Annotated in this window: 15 protein-coding genes; 7 read left to right on the forward strand and 8 right to left on the reverse strand. The window is 63.7% G+C overall.

The features are described 5' to 3' along the window. Window positions 1-40: 40 nt before the first annotated feature. The gene (locus tag AC04SG_RS05230; RefSeq protein WP_436258015.1) at window positions 41-700 is read left to right on the forward strand and encodes a response regulator transcription factor; all 660 of its coding nucleotides are present in this window, start codon (window positions 41-43) and stop codon (window positions 698-700) included. A 53-nt stretch (window positions 701-753) separates the two neighbouring features. Here AC04SG_RS05230 and AC04SG_RS05235 read toward each other — a convergent pair whose 3' ends face one another. Then, window positions 754-1,404, reverse strand: coding sequence for an O-methyltransferase (locus AC04SG_RS05235; protein WP_488550170.1), 651 nt, complete (start codon window positions 1,402-1,404; stop codon window positions 754-756). A gap of 95 nt (window positions 1,405-1,499) precedes the next feature. Between AC04SG_RS05235 and AC04SG_RS05240 the strand changes: the two genes are divergently transcribed. Then, on the forward strand, window positions 1,500-2,132 hold the full coding sequence (locus tag AC04SG_RS05240; RefSeq protein WP_192258903.1) for a TetR/AcrR family transcriptional regulator: 633 nt from the start codon (window positions 1,500-1,502) through the stop codon (window positions 2,130-2,132). Between the two features lie 82 nt (window positions 2,133-2,214). Here AC04SG_RS05240 and AC04SG_RS05245 read toward each other — a convergent pair whose 3' ends face one another. Continuing rightward, entirely contained in the window at window positions 2,215-5,703 is a 3,489-nt protein-coding gene (locus tag AC04SG_RS05245) for a PAS domain-containing hybrid sensor histidine kinase/response regulator (RefSeq protein ID WP_488550171.1), read from the reverse strand. Window positions 5,704-5,956: 253 nt separating this feature from the next. Between AC04SG_RS05245 and mscL the strand changes: the two genes are divergently transcribed. Further along, window positions 5,957-6,376, forward strand: coding sequence for a large conductance mechanosensitive channel protein MscL (mscL, locus tag AC04SG_RS05250; protein ID WP_192258882.1), 420 nt, complete (start codon window positions 5,957-5,959; stop codon window positions 6,374-6,376). A 232-nt stretch (window positions 6,377-6,608) separates the two neighbouring features. Further along, the gene (locus tag AC04SG_RS05255) at window positions 6,609-7,775 is read left to right on the forward strand and encodes a pyridoxal phosphate-dependent aminotransferase (protein WP_488550172.1); all 1,167 of its coding nucleotides are present in this window, start codon (window positions 6,609-6,611) and stop codon (window positions 7,773-7,775) included. A gap of 18 nt (window positions 7,776-7,793) precedes the next feature. Here the strand turns inward: AC04SG_RS05255 and hemA are convergent, their stop codons facing one another. Beyond that, window positions 7,794-9,071 (reverse strand): 5-aminolevulinate synthase, encoded by a 1,278-nt coding sequence (hemA, locus tag AC04SG_RS05260; protein ID WP_488550173.1) that lies wholly within the window; start codon window positions 9,069-9,071, stop codon window positions 7,794-7,796. 277 nt (window positions 9,072-9,348) lie between these two features. Here hemA and galE point away from each other — a divergent pair, with 277 nt between their 5' ends. From galE to AC04SG_RS05275, 3 genes are all read left to right on the forward strand, one after another. After that, a complete protein-coding gene (galE, locus tag AC04SG_RS05265) occupies window positions 9,349-10,344 on the forward strand; it encodes a UDP-glucose 4-epimerase GalE (protein ID WP_488550174.1) in 996 nt (331 codons plus the stop codon). 106 nt (window positions 10,345-10,450) lie between these two features. Then, complete coding sequence (locus AC04SG_RS05270; RefSeq protein WP_488550175.1) at window positions 10,451-11,701, forward strand: D-amino acid dehydrogenase; 1,251 nt, start codon at window positions 10,451-10,453, stop codon at window positions 11,699-11,701. A gap of 2 nt (window positions 11,702-11,703) precedes the next feature. Continuing rightward, on the forward strand, window positions 11,704-13,530 hold the full coding sequence (locus tag AC04SG_RS05275) for an alanine racemase (RefSeq protein WP_488550176.1): 1,827 nt from the start codon (window positions 11,704-11,706) through the stop codon (window positions 13,528-13,530). Here the strand turns inward: AC04SG_RS05275 and AC04SG_RS05280 are convergent, their stop codons facing one another. The 5 genes from AC04SG_RS05280 to AC04SG_RS05300 form a co-directional block, all read right to left on the reverse strand. Beyond that, on the reverse strand, window positions 13,531-14,907 hold the full coding sequence (locus tag AC04SG_RS05280) for an FGGY-family carbohydrate kinase (protein WP_488550177.1): 1,377 nt from the start codon (window positions 14,905-14,907) through the stop codon (window positions 13,531-13,533). Further along, window positions 14,904-15,221, reverse strand: a complete 318-nt coding sequence (gene rhaM, locus AC04SG_RS05285; RefSeq protein ID WP_488550178.1) for an L-rhamnose mutarotase — start codon at window positions 15,219-15,221, stop codon at window positions 14,904-14,906. The genes AC04SG_RS05280 and rhaM overlap by 4 nt, the downstream gene beginning before the upstream one ends. After that, window positions 15,221-16,216 carry an ABC transporter permease gene (locus tag AC04SG_RS05290; protein WP_488550236.1) on the reverse strand — a complete coding sequence of 332 codons (996 nt, stop codon included), beginning with the start codon at window positions 16,214-16,216 and terminating at the stop codon, window positions 15,221-15,223. The genes rhaM and AC04SG_RS05290 overlap by 1 nt, the downstream gene beginning before the upstream one ends. 232 nt (window positions 16,217-16,448) lie before the next feature. Beyond that, on the reverse strand, window positions 16,449-17,426 hold the full coding sequence (locus AC04SG_RS05295; protein ID WP_488550179.1) for an ABC transporter permease: 978 nt from the start codon (window positions 17,424-17,426) through the stop codon (window positions 16,449-16,451). Further along, a complete protein-coding gene (locus AC04SG_RS05300; protein ID WP_488550180.1) occupies window positions 17,423-18,964 on the reverse strand; it encodes a sugar ABC transporter ATP-binding protein in 1,542 nt (513 codons plus the stop codon). Before AC04SG_RS05300 ends, AC04SG_RS05295 begins: the two co-directional genes overlap by 4 nt. Between the last annotated feature and the right edge of the window lie 40 nt (window positions 18,965-19,004).

The following is a 19,004-nucleotide window of genomic DNA, read 5'->3' on the forward strand; positions in this document are numbered from 1 at the left end:
GCAAAAGCCACTAATCAACAACGGGATTTGGGAGGAATATTTGCCGTCGGGCTACACCTTCGTCATCGCCGACGATCATCCGCTTTTCCGCGGCGCGCTGAAAGAGGCGCTTGCCGGCGTCGGCGATGTTGCCGCCATCCATGAGGCCGGCGATTTCGAAAGCGCCAAGGCGCTGGTCGTGGCCAATGAGGATGTCGACCTGGTGTTGCTCGATCTGTCGATGCCAGGCGCCAGTGGCCTGTCCGGTCTGATCTCGCTGCGTGGCATCCACCCGGCTGTGCCGCTGGTGGTGGTGTCGGCGCATGATGACCCGGTGACCATCCGGCGCGCGCTCGATCTCGGCGCCTCCGGCTTCATCTCCAAATCGGCCAGCATGGAGGAGATCCGCAGCGCTGTGCAGACGGTGCTGGCCGGCGATATCGCCGCGCCCGTCGGCATCGATCTCGGCGTCGAGCGCGACCCCGAAATATCGGACCTGATCAAGCGGCTGCAGGCGCTGACGCCGCAGCAGACGCGCGTGCTCGGCATGCTGGCCGAAGGCCTGCTCAACAAGCAGATCGCCTATGAGCTCAGCGTCTCAGAAGCGACGGTCAAGGCGCATGTCTCGGCCATCCTGCAAAAACTCGGCGTCGACAGCCGCACCCAGGCGGTGATCCAGCTGTCCAAGATCGGCAGCGATCCGCTGCAGCCGGTGAGCTGAGCGCCGGAGCGCTCAGCTTTGTTCGGTTGCCGGCAGCCAGTCCGCCGGCGGCTTCAGCTCAGCCGCACCGACAGTTCGACGTCGTCGCCGAACGGCGTCGACATGTAGCCCGATGCCGGCGCGCGCACGCGCTCCAGATATTCGGGGCAGAAATCGGCGTTGTCGGCGATCACCAGTGCGCCGGGCCTGAGCCGGCTTTCGACCAGGCTCAGGATCTCCGGATAGATCGCCTTGGCACCGTCGAGCAGCAAGAGATCGATCGTTTCAGGGAGATCGGCGCTGAGCGTCTGCAATGCGTCGCCCTCGCGGACTTCCACCAGGTCGATAAGGCCGCCCTCTGTCAGATTGGCCTTGGCCCGCATCACCTTGGAGGGCTCGAACTCGGTGGTGATCAGACGGCCGCCGCCATTGTCCCTCAGGGCGGCTGCCAGATAGAGCGTCGAGATGCCGAACGAGGTGCCGAACTCGATGATGACGCGGGCGCCGCTGCTGCGCGCCAGCATGTAGAGCAGCGTGCCGGTCTCCGGCGAAACCGCGAGCCAGAGGTCCTTCAGCCGTCCGTAGAAGTCGACATATTCGGTCTTGCTACGCAGCAGGCGCTCCCGCTCGTCGCGCGAGAAACTGGCCGCAGTTCGGCTCGTCGCTGCTTCCGCCTCCTTGAACAGGCGGGCGAGCAAGGGTGCAATCGGGGTGAGGGTGGTCATGAAAAAGTCTCCAGTCGAAAATCATTGCGTTCTTGTGTCGTGCCAAAAATACGAATAATCCTTCAGGTTTCCAATTCGCATTGCCGGACAGCACGATGGCCGAACGTCCAAGCCTTTCTATTTCCTCGCGAAAACAGCCCAAGCAGGCGCGTGCGGTCGAGCTTATCTCGGCGATTTTGGAAGCTGCTGTTCAGGTTTTGGCGAGCGAAGGCGCGCAGCGTTTCACCACCACGCGCGTGGCCGAAAGGGCCGGCGTGAGCGTCGGTTCGCTCTACCAATATTTTCCCAACAAGGCCGCACTGCTGTTCCGGCTGCAGAGCGACGAATGGCAGCAGACCGGCGGCCTGCTGCGCACCATACTCGAGGACAATCAGCGGCCACCGCTTGAGCGGTTGCGCACGCTTGTCCATGCCTTCATCCGCTCGGAGTGCGAAGAGGCTGCCGTGCGCGGGGCGCTCAATGACGCCGCCCCGCTTTATCGCGACGCACCCGAGGCGCATGAGGCAAGGGACGCCGGCGAGCGCACCATTCAGAACTTCCTGCGTGAAGCCTTACCTGAGGCACCGGAAGCGGTCCGGGATCTGGCGGGTGGCCTGATCGGCGCGACGCTGAGCGCCGTGGGCAAGGATTTTTCAGGCAGCCCTCGTACCGACGCGGAGATCGAAGCCTATGCCGATGCGATGGCCGACATGTTCTGCGCCTATATTGCGAGCCTTGGGCATAGCTGAGGAGTGGGCTTCGCATAGGGGGCTGGCACGGCCCTATACGATAGGGTGAGGCCCCCTTCGCAAGAACCCATATCCGACGCGATTATTCCGCCGCCGACGCCAACGGCCTGACCCTGGCCATCATCGAGCGCAGCACCGCCGGCTTCAGCGGCTTGTTGATCACCGGCACGTCGAGGGCGGCGGCAGCGGCACGGACCTCGGTGGAGCGGTCGGCGGTAACCAGCACGGCCGCTAGGTCGCGGCCGTGGATCTCACGTAGCCGCGCTATCACATCGAGACCGCTCCTGCCGTCGAGGTGATAGTCGGCAAGCACGATGTCGGGACGATGGATGTCGGCCCTGGCGAAATCCTCCGAGCCGGAAAACGTGCCGACCCTGCAGCCCCAGCCTTCGAGCAAAAGCCGCATGCCGTCGAGGATGCGGGCGTCATTGTCGATGCACATGACGCGCAGGCCGGCCAGCGAGTTCGCGGTGCGGGCAGGCGCCTTGGGCTCGACCTCGCGCCGCGGCGCCTCAACCGCCGCAACCGGCAGGATGACGGAAAAGCGCGTGCCCTTGCCGGGGTTGGAAAAGATCCGGATCTCGAGCCTGAGCACCCGGGCGATGCGGTCGACGATGGAGAGGCCGAGTCCGAGGCCTGCGGCCTCGCGCACGCCTTCGTCGAGCCGGGTGAACTCGTTGAAGACCGTGTTCAGCTTGTCGCCGGCAATGCCGATGCCGGTGTCGATCACCTGGATCTCGGCGAGCTCGCCGCGCCGCCGCACGCCGACGAGGATGCGGCCATGGCGCGTGTATTTGATGGCGTTGGAGACCAGGTTCTGGATCAGCCGGCGTAAGAGATTGCGGTCCGTCATCACGCTTAGCGACGAGGCCATGATCGTCAGGTCGAGTTTCTTTTCGGCGGCGAGTGGCTGAAAATCGTTGCCGATCTGGCGCAGCAGCCCGTCCAGGCGGAAGGCGCTGTCGTCGGGCTTCATCGCGCCGGCGTCGAGGCGCGAAATATCGAGCACGGCGCCTAAGATCGTCTCAACCGATTCCAGCGAGGATTCGATGTTGACGGCGGCCTTGCCGGCCGGACCCTTGCCGGCCTTTTCGATTAGCGACGAGCAGTAGAGCCGGGCGGCGTTGAGCGGCTGCAGGATGTCGTGGCCGGCGGCGGCGAGGAAGCGCGTCTTGCCGAGATTGGCCTCCTCGGCCAGCATCTGCGCCTGCGCCAACTCCTCATTGACGCGCGTCAGTTCGATGGTGCGCGTCTTGACCCGCTGCTCCAGCGATTCATTGGCCCGCTTCAGCGCCAGATCCTGTTCGACGCGTCCCGAAATGTCGGCATAGGTGGCAACGATACCGCCATCCGGCATCGGGTTGGAGCGCAGTTCCAGGATGCGGCCGCTGGTCTTCAATTCCATCTGCCACGGGCTGACGAAGCTGGTCAACCGGTTGAGCATCGCCACACGCTGGTCGGCCGGGATGTCGCCGCGCTCGGCCAGATGGCGCAGGATAAGGTCGAGCGAGACGCCGACCTGGCCCATCTCGTCGGGCAGGTCGAACAGCGCGCGATATTGTCTGTTCCAGCAGATCAGGCGGAAATCCCGGTCGAAGACGGTGATGCCCTGTTCCATCTGGTCGAGCGCTATCTGCAGCAGGTCGCGATTGTGCTGCAGCGCCTCGGTGGCGTCGTCGAGCAGGCGGAACGCATCCTTGGATTCGCGGTCGTTGCGGCGAAACAAAAGCGACAGGATCAGCCGCGCCGAAGACGAGCCGACCGCGCTCGCCAGCAACTGCTCGGAAAAGCGGATGACATCCATGCTGGCCTGCTCATTGCCATGCAGCGAGACGCCGGTGCTTTTCTCGAAGGACTGGAAGGAGCGCTCGGTACGCTCGACGCCGAGATAGCGCGATATGGTGTCCTTGAGGAGGTTGACGGTAATGGCGGTGCGGAAGCGGCGCAGGCTGGGCATCGGGCCGGACTCGCGCGGCACGAAGATCGACGCCTGAATGCGCTCCAGCGGCACCGACGCGCGCGACAGTGAGCCGAGGACAAAAAACAGCGTGTTGACGGACAGGCTCCAGAGCACGCCGTGGTTCAACGGCTCGGCGACGGTGCCGAACAAGGCCTGCGGCCGCAGCGCCTCGAAGCCGAACAGCCCTTGCACGACGATGTCGGCATCGGGCGCCGACAGCGAAGGCAAAAGCAGCGTGTAGCCCCAGATGAGGATGCCGGCGACCATGCCGAGTGCAGCGCCACGACCGTTGGCGCCGCGCCAGATCAGCCCGCCGATCAGCGCCGGCGCGAATTGGGCGATGGCCGCGAACGACATCAGGCCGATCGACGACAGCCGCGCCGCGTTGGTGCTCTCGCGGTAGTAGAGGAAGGCGATGAACAAAAGGATGAAGATCGCGCCGCGCCGCACATTGAGGATCAGTGTCGACCAGTCCTCATTTTCAGAGGTCGTGGTCTTGAGCAGCCGGCGCACGAACAGCGGGATGACGAGATCGTTGGAGATCATGATTGACAGCGCCACACTTTCGACGATGACCATGGCGGTCGCCGCCGACAGGCCGCCGATGAAGGCCGCCATGGCGAGCACGTCATGGCCGCTGAACAGCGGCAGCGACAGCACATAGAGATCGCTGCTGGTCCTGGTGCCGACCAGCGCCAGGCCGGCGAAGGCAATCGGCAGCACGAACAGGTTGATCGCCACGAGATAGAGCGGAAACACCCAGGTCGCAGTGCGCAATTCGGCCTCGCCGCGGTTCTCGACGATGGTGACGTAGAACTGGCGCGGCAGCATGATGATGGCAAAGCCGCTCAAACAGGTCAGCACCAGCCAGGTGGCGAGCGAGGTGTTGTAGCCCATCGCCTGCCGCACCTGGTTGTTCTCGGCCAGTTTGTCGATCATGTCGCCCGGCCCCCCGAAGATCAGGAAGGTGACCATCAGACCGATCGCCAGGAAGGCGGCGAGCTTGACCACGGTTTCGACCGCCACGGCCAGCACCAGTCCGTCCTGGTGTTCGGTGGCATCGGCATGACGGGTGCCGAACAGCACCGCAAACAGCGCGAGCAGCATGGCCACCACCAGCGAGATGTCGCTGACGAACGGATCGAAGGAGGGCGGCGATCCCGTATAGTGCTCGACCATCAGGCCGACCGAACCGGAAATCGCCTTCAACTGCAGCGCGATATAGGGCACAGCGCCGATGGTGGCGATCAGCGTGGCGATCGCTGAGACGGCAAAACTCTTGCCATAGCGGGCGCCGAGGAAGTCGGCGATCGAGGTGATCTTCTCGCTCTTGGCCAGCCGCACGACGCGGTTGAGCAGCGGAAAGCCGAACACGAACACCAGCACCGGGCCGGTATAGATGCCGAGGAATTCGAGGCCGCGCTCCGATGACAGGCCGACCGAGCCGAAGAAGGTCCAGGACGTGCAGTAGATGGCCAGACTGAGCGCGTAGATGAAGGGCCGGGCACGGTCGGGCCCGGAAGCCGCCGAACGCCGGTCGCCGAGGCTGGCGATGACGAACAGCAGCGTCACATAGGCGACAGCAATGATGACGATGAACCAGCCCTGCACGGCCCGAAAGTTCCTCCTAGGCCAGCTTTCATCCGGCCAACTCAGACGCAATCACAGCTTTGGGGTCGAGTCCATCGCGGCTTTCGGCGCATGGCGGCTGCCTGTCACCCGTCGCGCCATCACCTAAGGTGAGGAGAAAGCGGTGTTTTCCCGACTTTTGCTTCTGTTGCAACCGCAGGTTTTTGTTATGGTATGCACGGGCCGGCGCCGGAAGGACGGCGGCAGCGCGGCCTGCCATGACAAGGAGGGTCGGATGCTGAAAGAATTCCAGGAATTCATTTCCAAGGGCAATGTGATGGACTTGGCCGTCGGCGTCATCATCGGCGCTGCCTTCGGCAAGATCGTCGATTCTCTTGTCAACGACATTATCATGCCTTTCATCGGCGCGCTTGGCGGCGTCGACTTTTCGAACTATTTCATCGGCCTGTCGTCAACAGTCCATTCGACCAACCTTGCCGATGCACGCAAGGAAGGCGCGGTGTTCGCCTACGGAAATTTCATCACAGTGGCGCTGAATTTTGTTATTCTCGCCTTCATCATCTTCCTGATGGTCAAGGCGGTGAACAATCTGCGCAAGCGGCTTGAGCGCGAGAAGCCCGCCGCCCCGGCTGCTCCGCCGCCGGCCGATGTCGCTTTGCTCACCGAAATTCGCGATCTCCTCGCCAGGAAATAGCCCAAGGTCAGATTTCTGGACCAAAACCCCGGTCGTTCGCGGCCGGGGTTTTCTGTTTTCGTATCTGCTAAGAGCAATTCCAGGAAAAGTGTGAAACGGTTTTCCCGGGAAAAGCGCGTAGCGCTTTCCCTTGAGGAACTGCGTAAAAACAAAGACATGGGGCGGTTCGGCGTTTCCTTCAAACGATGAACCGCTCTATGAGCACTCGCTCGATATCAAAACGGACCTGTCCATGACCCTGATCGATAGCTTGCGCGCCGAAGCGGTGGCCGCCCCTGAAAGCGGCATTGTCGCCGTCGTCAATTACGGCCGTACGCGCGCGGGCATGATCCCGCTCTGGGCCGGTGAAGGCGACCTGCCGACGCCTGCCTTCATCTCGGAGGCTGCCGCCAAGGGGCTCGCCAATGGCGAGACCTTCTACACCTGGCAGAAGGGCATTCCGGAGCTCAGGCAAGCGCTTTCGCGCTACTATGCCAGGCATTTCGGCAAGAATTTCGCCGAAGAGGAATTCATCGCCACCGGTTCCGGCATGCATGCCATCCAGCTGGCGCTCGCCGCTGTCGCAGGCAGCGGCGACGAGGTCATTTATCTGTCGCCGGCCTGGCCGAATTTCGCCGCCGCCGCCGGTGTCTCCGGCGCTACCCCCGTGGCGGTCACGCTCGACCAGTCCGGCAATGGTTGGTCCTGCGATGTCGACAAGATCGCAGCTGCGGTCACGCCGCGCACCAAGGCGCTGTTCGTCAATACGCCGTCGAACCCGACCGGCTGGACCGCCGACAGGGAAACGCTGCAGGCGATCCTCGACCTCGCCCGCGAAAAGGGCCTGTGGATCATCGCCGACGAGATCTATTCGCTATTCCACTACGGCCACGGCCGCGCGCCGTCCTTCCTCGACATTTCGACGGCGGAAGACCGCATCCTGTTCGTCAACTCCTTTTCCAAGAATTGGGCGATGACCGGCTGGCGCATCGGCTGGATCAAGACCCATCCCGACCTGCAGCAGGTGTTCGAGAACCTGATCCAGTATTCGACCTCGGGTGTCGCCCAGTTCATGCAGCGCGGCGCCGTCGCCGCCCTCGACCACGGCGATGCCTTCATCGTCGAGCAGGTGGAGCGCGCGCACGCGGCGCGCGATCTCGTCTGCGGCGTAATCGGCGCCACCGGCAAGGCGCGGTTCACCGTGCCGCAAGGCGCGTTTTATCTGTTCTTCACGGTCGACGGCCTCACTGACCCGCGCCGGGCCGCCTTCGACATCGTCGACAAGGCCAATGTCGGCCTGGCCCCCGGCACCGCCTTCGGTCCCGGCGGCGAAGCGTTTTTGCGGCTGTGTTTCCACCGCCGCCTCGATCAACTCGAGGAAGCGGCACACCGGCTGGCGAAGTGGATGAAGACTGTTTGAGCTGAAAGGGCGGCGGCTTCAGCCGCCCGACTTCGGCACCAGCAGCGGAACAATCCGGTCGCTCTTGGCGACAGCGGGCCGGCCTGCGGAGCCGTAGGGAATGCCGAGCGCATCCCATGTCTCGACCAGCGCGTCCTGCAGTCCCGCAATCAGTGCATCGGAATGGAACGGCGTCGGCGTGATGCGCAGCCGCTCGGTGCCGCGCGGCACGGTCGGATAGTTGATCGGCTGGATGTAGATGCCGTGCACGCCAAGTAGGCGGTCGCTGGCCATCTTGCAGAGTTCCGGGTCACCGACCAGCACCGGCACGATATGGGTGGGCGACTCCATTACCGGCAGGCCGGCGGCAGACAGAACCTCCTTGGTCCGCGTCGCCTGGCGCTGCTGCGCATCGCGTTCGGCCTGTGAGCGCTTCAGGTGGCGGATGGAGGTGGTGGCGGCAGCGGCGATCGCCGGCGGCAGCGCCGTGGTGAAGATGAAGCCCGGCGCGTAGGAGCGCACCGCATCGATGATGGCGCTGTTGCCGGCGATGTAGCCGCCCAGCGTGCCGAATGCCTTGGCCAGCGTTCCCTCGATGATGTCGATGCGGTCGGCCAGCCCCTCGCGCTCGGTGATGCCACCGCCGCGCGGTCCGTACATGCCGACGGCATGGACCTCGTCGACATAGGTCATGGCATTGTAGCGTTCGGCCAGTTCGACGATCTCTCTGATCGGCGCAATGTCGCCATCCATCGAATAGACGCTCTCGAAGACGATCAGCTTGGCGCGTTCGCGGCCTGCCGCTTGCAAAAGGCTTTCGAGATGCGCGACGTCATTGTGGCGGAAAATCTTCTTTTCGGCGCCAGAGCGCCGTACGCCCTCGATCATCGAAGCGTGGTTCAACTCGTCCGAGATGATCAGGCAGTTGGGCAAAAGCCGCGCAATGGTCGAGATCGAGGCTTCGTTGGAGACGAAGCCGGAGGTGAAGACTAGGGCCGCTTCCTTGTCGTGCAGGTCGGCAAGTTCCACTTCGAGCTCGACCAGCGGGTTGCTGGTGCCGGAAATGTTGCGGGTGCCGCCGGCGCCCGAGCCCATCTTGCCGGCCGCATTCTGGAACGCGGCGATGACATCGGGATTCTGGCCCATGCCGAGATAGTCGTTGGAACACCAGACGGTGATTTCCTCGGCGCGGCCATTGGAACGCCAGATGGCGCGCGGAAACTTGCCGACGATGCGCTCGAGATCGGCGAAGACGCGGTAGCGCCGCTCGGCATGAAGCTGGTCGATCGCTTCCTCGAAGAACCGCTGATAGTTCATATCGCCTTCCCAGTTTTGCGCGGGATCATAATGATTGGCCCATTCGTCGTCCACCGGGCCTGTTTGGTCAAAATGCCACGCCCCGCCACTGTTCCTAACGATCCGGGATCGTGGCTTATTCCCTTGATGTGCATCAACTTTGTTTCACTACGATGCCTTGGGCTGCTGAGACTGTTACGGACTTAACACACCGGTCTTGTATAGCCCTGCGGCGGTCTTTCCAGTAAGGCGGCATTTGAGACAGTTTCCGATAAATCTTGAATAGCGAGGATACGGAATGACGGTTTTGGTGACAGGCGGCGCCGGCTACATCGGCAGCCACATGGTCTGGGAACTGCTGGACGCCGGTGAAAGCGTCGTCGTGCTCGACCGGCTTTCCACCGGCTTCGAATGGGCGGTGGCGCCGGAGGCCAAGCTGGTTGTCGGCGATGTCGCCGACAGGGAACTGGTCGGCCAGATCATCCGGGACAACAAGGTCGACGCGATCATCCATTTCGCCGGCTCGATCGTGGTTCCCGAATCGGTTGTCGATCCGCTCGCCTACTACGAGAACAACACCTCGAAGACCCGCACGCTGATCGAAACCGCGGTGCGTGACGGCGTGCCGCATTTCATCTTCTCCTCCACCGCCGCCGTCTATGGCGGCGCGGGGCTGGAGCCGGTGCGCGAGGATGCCCGCCTGGCACCGGAATCGCCCTACGGCCTGTCCAAGCTGATGAGCGAATGGATGCTGCGCGATGCGGCGCTCGCGCACCCCTTGCGCTACACAGCGTTGCGCTATTTCAATGTCGCCGGCGCCGATCCCAAGGGCCGCACCGGCCAGTCGACCCCGGGCGCCACTCATCTGATCAAGGTCGCCTGTGAGACCGCGCTCGGCAAGCGTCCCTTCATGCAGGTGTTCGGCACCGACTATCCCACGCCGGACGGCACCTGCATGCGCGACTACATCCATGTCAGTGACCTGGCCGCGGCGCATCGCCTGGCGCTGGAGCGGCTGCGCGCCGGGGGGCAGAGCCTCGTCGCCAATTGCGGCTACAGCCATGGCTATTCAGTGCTCGAGGTCATCGACAGCGTGCGCCGCGCCTTCGGCCGGGATTTTGAGGTCAAGATGGGCGACCGCCGTCCGGGCGACGCCGCCGCCGTGGTCGCCAATTCGGATCTTGCCCGCGCCGAACTCGGCTGGACCCCGCAACGCGACGATCTCGATCAGATCGTCACTGATGCGCTCGCCTGGGAGCGCATCCTGACCGGCAAGAACTCAGCGCGGGGCTGAGCTAGGTCCGCCCAAGGGCTCGCAAGGCGCGCGGCGAAGCGCTATTGAAGGCATTCGCAAGCAAAGCGTGGAGGCGCTTCGCCGCGAAGAGCTTTGGGGGGGTGGCATGAGGATAACGGTGCTCGGGGCCGGCGTTGTCGGTACGGCGGCTGCCTATTATCTGGCCGCCGACGGCCACGAGGTCACCGTGGTCGAGCGGCATCCGGCGCCGGCGCGCGGCACCAGCCAGTCCAATGCCGGCCTGGTCTCGCCCGGCGACGCCACCGCCTGGGCCTCGCCGGCGGCGCTCAAGACGTTTTTGCGCGCGCTGTGGAACCATGATCTCGGCATCAAGGTCAGGCTGCGCTTCGATCCCTATTTCCTCGCATGGAGCCTGCGCTTCCTGCGCCAATGCACGGCGACCCGCCTGCGCGCCAACAGCCGCGTCAAGTTGCGGCTGGCGCTCTATTCGCGAGACTGCATCAATGCCATCTCGGCCGACACCGGCATCCACTATGACGAGCGCAAGAAGGGCATCCTCTATTTCTTCCGCTCGCAGCACAGTCTCGACACCGGCACCGACAATTATCGCTATCTGGCCGAGCACGGCCTGCCGATCGAGATCGTCGGCCGCGACCGGCTGATCGAACTGGAGCCGGGCCTCGCCGGCGTGAAGGAAAAGATCGCCGGCGGTGTCTATTCGCCGATCGACCAGACGGGCGATTCCAGGCTGTTCGTCGACAATCTCGCCGCCTATGCGCGCGAAAAGCTTGGCGTCAAATTCCTGTTCGACACCACGGTCGAAGGACTCGATATCGACGGCGACCGCGTACGTGCAGTGATGACCTCGGCCGGTCCCATCGCAGGTGATGCCGTGGTCATCTCCATGGGGCCGGAGAGCGGTGTGCTCGGCCGCCGCTACGGCATCGACTTGCCGGTTTATCCGGTGAAGGGCTACACCGCGACCATTCCGCTGGAGGACGAAAGCAAGGGTCCGACCATGGGCGGCGCCGACGAGGACCAACTGATCGCCTATTCCAGGCTGGGCAACCGCTTGCGGCTGGCTTCAACCGCCGAATTCACCGGCTTCGATCGCACCCATCGTCCAAGCGACTTCGCCGCCATGTTCCGGACCGGCAAGGACCTGTTTCCCGGCGCCTTCGACGAGAAGAAGGCCGTGCTCTGGGCGGGTCTGCGGCCAATGATGCCGAACTCCGTGCCGGTCATCGGTCAGGCGCGATACAAAAACCTCTATCTCGACACCGGCCACGGCCATCTCGGCTGGACCATGGCGTGCGGCTCCGGGAAGTTCCTGGCTGACCTCGTCGCTGGCCGCAAGCCGGAGATCGACCCGCAAGGTCTGGTCTACGGAGGCTAGGTATGTCGGGACCGCAAGTCGCCATCGACCTTGGCCGCATCGAGCGCAATGCGCGCACCATCGTCGATCGCTGCGCGCTGTCGGGCATCAAGGTGTTCGGCGTCACCAAGGGGACGTGCGGCATGCCGCAGGTGGCGCGCGCCATGCTGCGCGGCGGTGTTGCCGGCATCGCCGAATCTCGCTTTGAAAACATCCGCCGGCTACGTGACAGCGGCATCAGCGCGCCGATCATGCTGCTGCGCAGTCCACCGATGGCGCGCGTCGAAGAATTGGTGCGCACCGTCGACATCAGCCTGCAGTCGGAGCTGACCACGATCCGCGAGATATCGCGCATCGCCGAGCGCATGGGCCGCATCCACGACATCATGCTGATGATCGATCTGGGCGACCTCCGAGAGGGTATCTGGCCGAGCGACCTGATCCCGACCGTCGAGCAAATCCTGGCGTTCAAGGGCGTGCGCATTGCTGGCATCGGCACCAATCTCGGCTGCTTTGGCGCCATCATGCCGACGCCGGAAAATCTCGGCCAGCTTGTCGCCCATGCCTACAAGACCGAGCGCCTGTCCGGCAAAAGCCTCGACTTCATTTCGGGCGGCGCCTCGTCGTCGCTGACGCTGCTGCTTGAAGGCAAGCTTCCCGCCGGCATCAACAATCTCAGGGTCGGCGAGGCGATCCTGCAAGGCGGCATCGAGACCTTCCGCGACGTGCCGTGGCCGGAACTCGAACCTGATGCCTGCCGGCTGACCAGCGATATCATCGAGGTCAAGCTCAAGCCATCACGACCCATAGGCACGTCCGGCTACGACGCCTTCGGCAACCAGCCGGTCTTCGCCGACGAAGGCGACCGATTGCGCGCCATCGCCAATATCGGCCGCGAAGATGTGCTGGTCGAAGGGCTGACGCCGATTGCCAAGGGCATACGCGTACTCGGCGCCTCCAGCGACCACCTGCTGCTCGACGTGCAGGACGCCGATCCGCGCCCCGCCGTCGGTGACCGCGTCGCCTTCCGCATGAACTATGGCGCCATGCTTTTGGCGATGACCTCGGAATATGTCGAGAAGGCGCCGATGCACGACGTGGCGGATTTCTCCGGCCGCAAGATGGTGTCGATCTCGGCCGAACAAGAAGCCGCCGGCATCCTTGCGCGAGAGGGAACCGGCGCGCGGCTGGAGGCGATGAATTTCGATGTGGTGGAACTCGCCGATGTCGAGCGCCCGCCATCGGGCTTGATCCGGCTCGCTGCCGGCGCCGATCGCCGCATCGCCCACAAGGCACTGACCGCGACGGCGCGCGCCACGCATTCCTTCGGCCTGATCTGGATCGATTCCATCGCCGCGCTGATGCCGGAGGATGGAGAGGGCAGAGATCTGCCGGAAGCCTCTGTGCTGGCGCGTACACTAGGTCTCGACCACAAGGCCGGCGCGCTGCAGCCGCAGCTGTCGCCGGAAAATGTCGTCATCATCGGCCTGCGCCACGCCGATCCGGCCGAAGCGCGGGTGCTGAAGGATTCGCGTGTCTCGGCCTTCACCATGACCGACATCGACGCCATGGGCATCCGCGACCTCATGCATGAGGCGATCCGCATCGCGACGTCAGGCACGCAAGGGTTTCACGTCAGCTATTCGCCCACGGCCACTGAATTCGCGGGCTGGGCGGAGGGCTCTGGCGGGTTGACGGTGCGCGAAACGCATCAGGCGATGGAGGCGATCGCGCTCTCCGGCGGGCTGCTGTCGATGAATGTTTCCGGGCTGGTCGCCGATCTGGAGCCAAGGATCGCTACCGATGTCGTCAACTTCGTCATGTCGGCCTTCGGCAAGCGGATTCTGTGATCAGCCCTGCGCTTCCACCGCCGCGCGCCATGCGGTGACATAGTCTGCCCAAAGCGGGTCGGTTTGCGGTTCTATTCTCTCGCCTTTGCCGTGCGCTACTACCTGATCCGTCGCCAGCAGCGCCGCTCCGATGCTGGTGCCGGTGGCCGCCTCGGAGGCGATGACGATACGCGCGGTCGCCGCGGCCAGCATGCCGACAAAGAGGCGGTTGCGGGCAAAGGGTCCTTCCACGGTGGTCGGGCCATCGGCGCCGATCAGCTCGAGGCAGGTCGCCGTCATCAGCGCCAGATAGAACGAGATGGCGGCGAAGCGCTCGCCCTTGCTGATGCCGTCGGCATCGAGCCATGCCGCGGCATGGTGCGGGAACGGCCCCGATCCCCGCTGCGTCGACGGCAAAAGCAGCATTTTTCTTGTCAGAACGGCGAGCACATCGCTGCCGCTGCAATCCTGCGGTTTGTCCTTGGTCAGCAGGGAAAACTCACGGCCACCCATGAAGCGCGCCGAGGGTACGGGAGCGCCCAGCGCGCTGACATTGACCAGCGTGTCGCGCGCCGCATCGAGTGCAATCTCCCTGCCGCCGACGGCCATCGACACCACCCAGGTGCCGGTCGAGACGACGGAAAAGGGCGGCTTGTCGGAGAGAAGATGCGGCAGCAGCGAGGCATTGGAATCGTGCAAGCCGCAAAAGACTGGCGTCTGCGCACCAAGCCCGGTTCGCGCGGCAAGCGCCGGCAGGATCGGCCCGAGGCGATCCCTGGCCGACCGCACCGACGCCATCAGGCTGCGCCATTTCAGGCTGTCGACCATCGACGAAAAATCGGCTGTCCACGGATCCCACAGATCGGTGTGGCAGCCGAGCGAGGTCACCTCATTGGCGGCGACGCCGGTCAGGCGTAGCGCCCAGTATTGCGGGTACATCAGCATCGCGGCGGCCCTGGCGAATTCCGAGGGAAAACGCTTCTGCTGCCAGAAGAATTGCGCACCCAGATTGAGGCCGAGGGGTAGACGCGGAGTCCCGGTTTCAGTGAAGGGCGGACGGATCGCGTCATACTCCGCCGCCAGCCTGTCGGGTCCGTCGAACTCGTAGTCGAGCACCGGCAGCACCAGTTCACCAGAAGCGTCGACCAGCACACCTGTTGCGCCATGGGTGGTGATCGAAATGGCGTCGATGCGCTGCTCGCGATTGAGGCTGGCCAGGCTGTTGAGGATGAATGTCCACAGCGCCTCGACATCGTGATGCGGGTAGGGCGGCTGCCGCAGCGGCGCATTGGCCATCCGGCGCAAAGCCACCTCGCTCAGCGTGACGAGATCGACCAGCGCCACCTTGGCGTTGGTCTTGCCGATGTCGATGACGGCGATGTGGCGCAGCCCACTCATGCCATATGGAACACTGTTTCCAGCTGCACGGCCACCGGCTCGTTGTCGGGCTTCGTTTCCATGATGTCGGCCATGTGGGCCCACCAGCGCTGCATAACCGGATGTTTCGGCAGGTCGGCCATCCCATGATCGTCGCGCCGCCACAGCACGCCGAACAGGATGTTGGTCTCATCGTCGAGATGAATCGAATAGTCGGAGACGCCGGCTTGCTTCAGCAGCGCGACCAGCGACGGCCAGATCTCGTCATGGCGCTTCTGGTACTCGGCCTTCATGCCGGGCTTAAGCTGCATCTTGAAGGCGTATTTCTCAGGCATCAGCTGACACCACGCAGCCGCCGCCAGACGATCGGCAGCGCGATGACGATGATCAGCAACAGGCCGATGAAGATCGACATGACGATGCCGGGTACATTGAGCAGGCCGAGCCCGAAGGTCACCAGCCCCATGATGAAGGCGGCGAGCACGACGCCCAAAATGCTGCCGGAGCCGCCCAGAATGCTGACGCCGCCGAGCACCACCATGGTGATGACTTCGAGCTCATACCCCTGCGCGATCGACGGCCGCGTCGAGCCGAGACGCGAGGTGATCAGCACCGAGGCGATGCCCGCCATCAGCCCGGTCAGGCAAAACAGGATGAATTTGATGCGGTCGACGCGCACGCCGGAAAACTGTGCGGCGACCGGATTGTTACCGATGGCGAAGACGCGGCGGCCGAAACTGGTGCGATGCAGCAGGAACCAGTAGATCATCGCCGCGATGAGGAAGAGCACCAGCTCGAACGACACCACCCACCAGACGTAACCCTGGCCGAAGAACGCGAAGCTCTCGGGATAACCTTTGTAAGCCTGGTCGCCGAGGATGATGAAGGCGATGCCGCGAAACAGGCTCATCGTGCCGATGGTGACGACGATGGATGGCAGGCCAAGTCGGGTCACCAATAGCCCGTTGAAGGCGCCGCAGCCGAGCCCGACGAGGATGCCGATCAGCACCAGCACAGGTGTGTCCGCGCCGGCCTGCACCGCCATGCCCATCATGGTCGAGGCGAGCGCGATGATAGCGGCGACCGAAAGGTCGATCTCGCCCGAAATAATCAGCAGCGCCATGGCAAAGGCGATGAGGCCCTTCTCAGTGAAATTGAAGGTCAGATCCGACAGCGAGTAGGCGTCGAGGAAATAGGGCGAGGCGAAACTGTTGACGGCAAAGATCGCGACCGCCACCACGACCAGCAGCGCCTCCCAGGAAAAGATCGCCGAGGAGAGCGGCTTGTCGAGCCGGTCGGGGATGTGGCGCGGGGAAGGGGTGTTGGTGATGTCGGTCATGTGGCGACACCCTTGCAACCTTGGCGCTGCCCCTCATCCGCCTGCCGGCACCTTCTCCCCGTATAGTGACGGGGAGAAGGGAGGAGCTCCAACGCTGGCGCCCCCCTCTCCCCGTCTCTATACGGGGAGAGGGTAAGGGTGAGGGGCAGCGCTGACTTTGAAAACAGGACTGTTGCGGACGGCAACAGTCCGATCTTTCCGGGGAAACGAAGCAAAGTACCGCTCATGCCGCCTCCGCTTTCCGCAGGATGATACGACCTTGCTGGCGTTCGCCACGCGCGTTGAGCACGACGGCCAGGATGATGGCGCTGCCCGAAATCGCCATCTGCCAGAAGGGCGAGATGTTGATGACCGGCAGTGCGTTGGAAATAATGCCGAGGAACAGCGCGCCCAGCACCGCGCCGCCGACCGAGCCGATGCCGCCGGCGATCGAGATGCCGCCGATGACGCAGGCGGCGATGATGTTGAGCTCATAGCCATTGGCGACCTCGACCGACGCGATGACATAGCGCGAAATCCAGAGATAGCCAGAGAGACCACCGATCATGCCGGAAATGCAGAAGACGATGAATTTGGTGCGACCGACATCAATGCCGGCATAGACCGACGCCGTCGGGTTGACGCCGATGGCGTAGATCGAGCGGCCGAGCGCGGTGCGCGTCATCAGGATGAAGAACAGTGCGATGACCAGGATGGCGATCCACGACAGCACCGGGATGCCGAGGAAAGCCGCGCGCTGGAAGCCGATGAACTCCGGGCTCATCTTGTCGGCATTGACCCAGGCGCCTCCTGACAGGACGAAGGTGGCGCCCCGATAGATGGTCAGCGTGCCCAAAGTCACCACGATCGAAGGGATGTTCAGCCGCCACACCAGCAGGCCGTTGATGGCGCCAAGCACCAGTCCGACGGCAAGCGCGATAGCGATCAGCAGAGGGATCGGGATCGCCGGATGCGCTGCGTTCAGCATCGCCACCACCATGCCGGTGAAGCACAGGTTGGAGGCCATCGACAGGTCGATCGACCGCGTCAGGATGACAACCATCTGTCCCAGCGCCAGGACCATCAGGATCGAGGTGTCGTTGAACACCTGGCCGAGATTGCCGGGGTCGGCAAAGGCCGGGAAGCGTGTCGAGATCAGGCCGATCAAAACGACGATGGCTGCCGCCAGCCAGATCTCGCGGTATTTCAGGAGAGCCTTCATGCCGCGATCCCCGCTGCCGTCCTGACCAGCGTTTCGGCGTCGAGGCCCTTGTTGTCGTAGACCGCCGCTACAAGACCTTCACGCATGACCACGACGCGGTCGGACATGCCGAGGATTTCGGGCAGTTCCGACGACACCATGATCACAGACAGGCCCTGGGCCACGAGCTCGGCCATGAAACCGTGCACGGCGGCCTTGGAGCCGATATCGATGCCTTTGGTCGGTTCGTCCAGGATGATCACCTTGGGCGCTGTCGCCAGCCATTTGGCAATGACGATCTTCTGCTGGTTGCCGCCCGACAACGTGCCGACATCCTGGCTGAGTGAGGAGGCGCGCAGGTCCAGCCGCTCGGTGTAGGAGCGGGCGAGCGAAAATTCTTCCGCCAGCCGCAGCAGGCCGGATTTGGATGTTCGCTTGAGCGAAGGCAGCGAGACATTCTGGAAGATCGGCAGGCCGATCACCACGCCTTGCTTGCCACGTTCCTCCGGCACGTAGACGATGCCGGCCTCGATCGAATCCGCCGCCGATCTTGGCGCGATCGCCTTGCCTTCCAGCGTGATAGTGCCGCCGGATATGCGGGTGATACCCGAAATCGCCTGCATCACCTCGCTCCGCCCGGCGCCGACAAGGCCGTAGAAGCCGAGGATCTCACCCTTGTGCAGCTCGAAGCCGATATCGTTGAATTCGGTCGGGTGCGACAGGCCGGAGACCGACAGCACCGGCGCGCCGATCTCGGCCTTGCGCTGCGGAAAGATGTGATCGACGGAACGGCCGACCATCATGCGCACGATCTGGCTCTGGCCGGCGTCCTTGATCAGACCTTCGCCGACCATCTCGCCATCGCGGAACACCGTGTAGCGGTCGGCGATGCGGTAGATCTCGTCGAACTTGTGGCTGATGAACAGGATCGCCTTGCCTTCCTCCTTGAGGAATTCGATCAGCAGGAAAAGCTCCTCGATCTCCTTCATCGAGAGCGCCGCGGTCGGCTCGTCCATGATGACGATCTGCGCGTCGATCGACATGGCGCGCGCCACCGCGACGAGATGCTTGTTGGCGATGCCGAGGTCCTTCAGCCGTGCATCGGCATCAATATGGCCGGCATGCATGGTGTCGAGCACTTCGCGCGCATTCTTGCGCATAGTGCGCCAATCGATGGTGCCGAAGCGCGTACGTGGCGCGTGGCCGAGAAAGATGTTTTCGGCGACGCTCAAATCGTCGAACAGCACGGTTTCCTGATGAATGGCGGTGACGCCATGGCCGAAGGCGGCATGCGCGCTGGGCAAGGTCACCGGCTGGCCGTCAATGCTGATCGTGCCGGTGTCGGGCTGGTAGATGCCGGTCATGATCTTGACCAGCGTCGACTTGCCGGCGCCGTTTTCGCCGATCAGCGCTGTCACCTGGCCCGGATAGAGCGACAGGCTGACATTGTGCAGCGCGCGCACACCGGGAAAGCTCTTGGAGACGCCGGACAGCGTCAGGCGCGGGGCCGGAGCTGGGGGCTCCTCCTTCACCGTGCCGTGCTGGGCTGTCGTGTCCATTTCCGTATCAAGCCCTGAAAAAAGGTCGTTTAAAGTCGCG

The sequence above is a fragment of the Mesorhizobium sp. CNPSo 4684 genome (assembly GCF_057784315.1).

Bases quoted from the DNA above. Each gene is read 5' to 3' on its own strand.
- AC04SG_RS05235 (WP_488550170.1), bottom strand. From the start codon at position 1,404: ATGACCACCCTCACCCCGATTGCACCCTTGCTCGCCCGCCTGTTCAAG.
- AC04SG_RS05240 (WP_192258903.1), top strand. From the start codon at position 1,500: ATGGCCGAACGTCCAAGCCTTTCTATTTCCTCGCGAAAACAGCCCAAG.
- mscL (WP_192258882.1), top strand. From the start codon at position 5,957: ATGCTGAAAGAATTCCAGGAATTCATTTCCAAGGGCAATGTGATGGAC.
- AC04SG_RS05255 (WP_488550172.1), top strand. From the start codon at position 6,609: ATGACCCTGATCGATAGCTTGCGCGCCGAAGCGGTGGCCGCCCCTGAA.
- hemA (WP_488550173.1), bottom strand. From the start codon at position 9,071: ATGAACTATCAGCGGTTCTTCGAGGAAGCGATCGACCAGCTTCATGCC.
- galE (WP_488550174.1), top strand. From the start codon at position 9,349: ATGACGGTTTTGGTGACAGGCGGCGCCGGCTACATCGGCAGCCACATG.
- AC04SG_RS05270 (WP_488550175.1), top strand. From the start codon at position 10,451: ATGAGGATAACGGTGCTCGGGGCCGGCGTTGTCGGTACGGCGGCTGCC.
- AC04SG_RS05275 (WP_488550176.1), top strand. From the start codon at position 11,704: ATGTCGGGACCGCAAGTCGCCATCGACCTTGGCCGCATCGAGCGCAAT.
- AC04SG_RS05280 (WP_488550177.1), bottom strand. From the start codon at position 14,907: ATGAGTGGGCTGCGCCACATCGCCGTCATCGACATCGGCAAGACCAAC.
- rhaM (WP_488550178.1), bottom strand. From the start codon at position 15,221: ATGCCTGAGAAATACGCCTTCAAGATGCAGCTTAAGCCCGGCATGAAG.
- AC04SG_RS05295 (WP_488550179.1), bottom strand. From the start codon at position 17,426: ATGAAGGCTCTCCTGAAATACCGCGAGATCTGGCTGGCGGCAGCCATC.
- AC04SG_RS05300 (WP_488550180.1), bottom strand. From the start codon at position 18,964: ATGGACACGACAGCCCAGCACGGCACGGTGAAGGAGGAGCCCCCAGCT.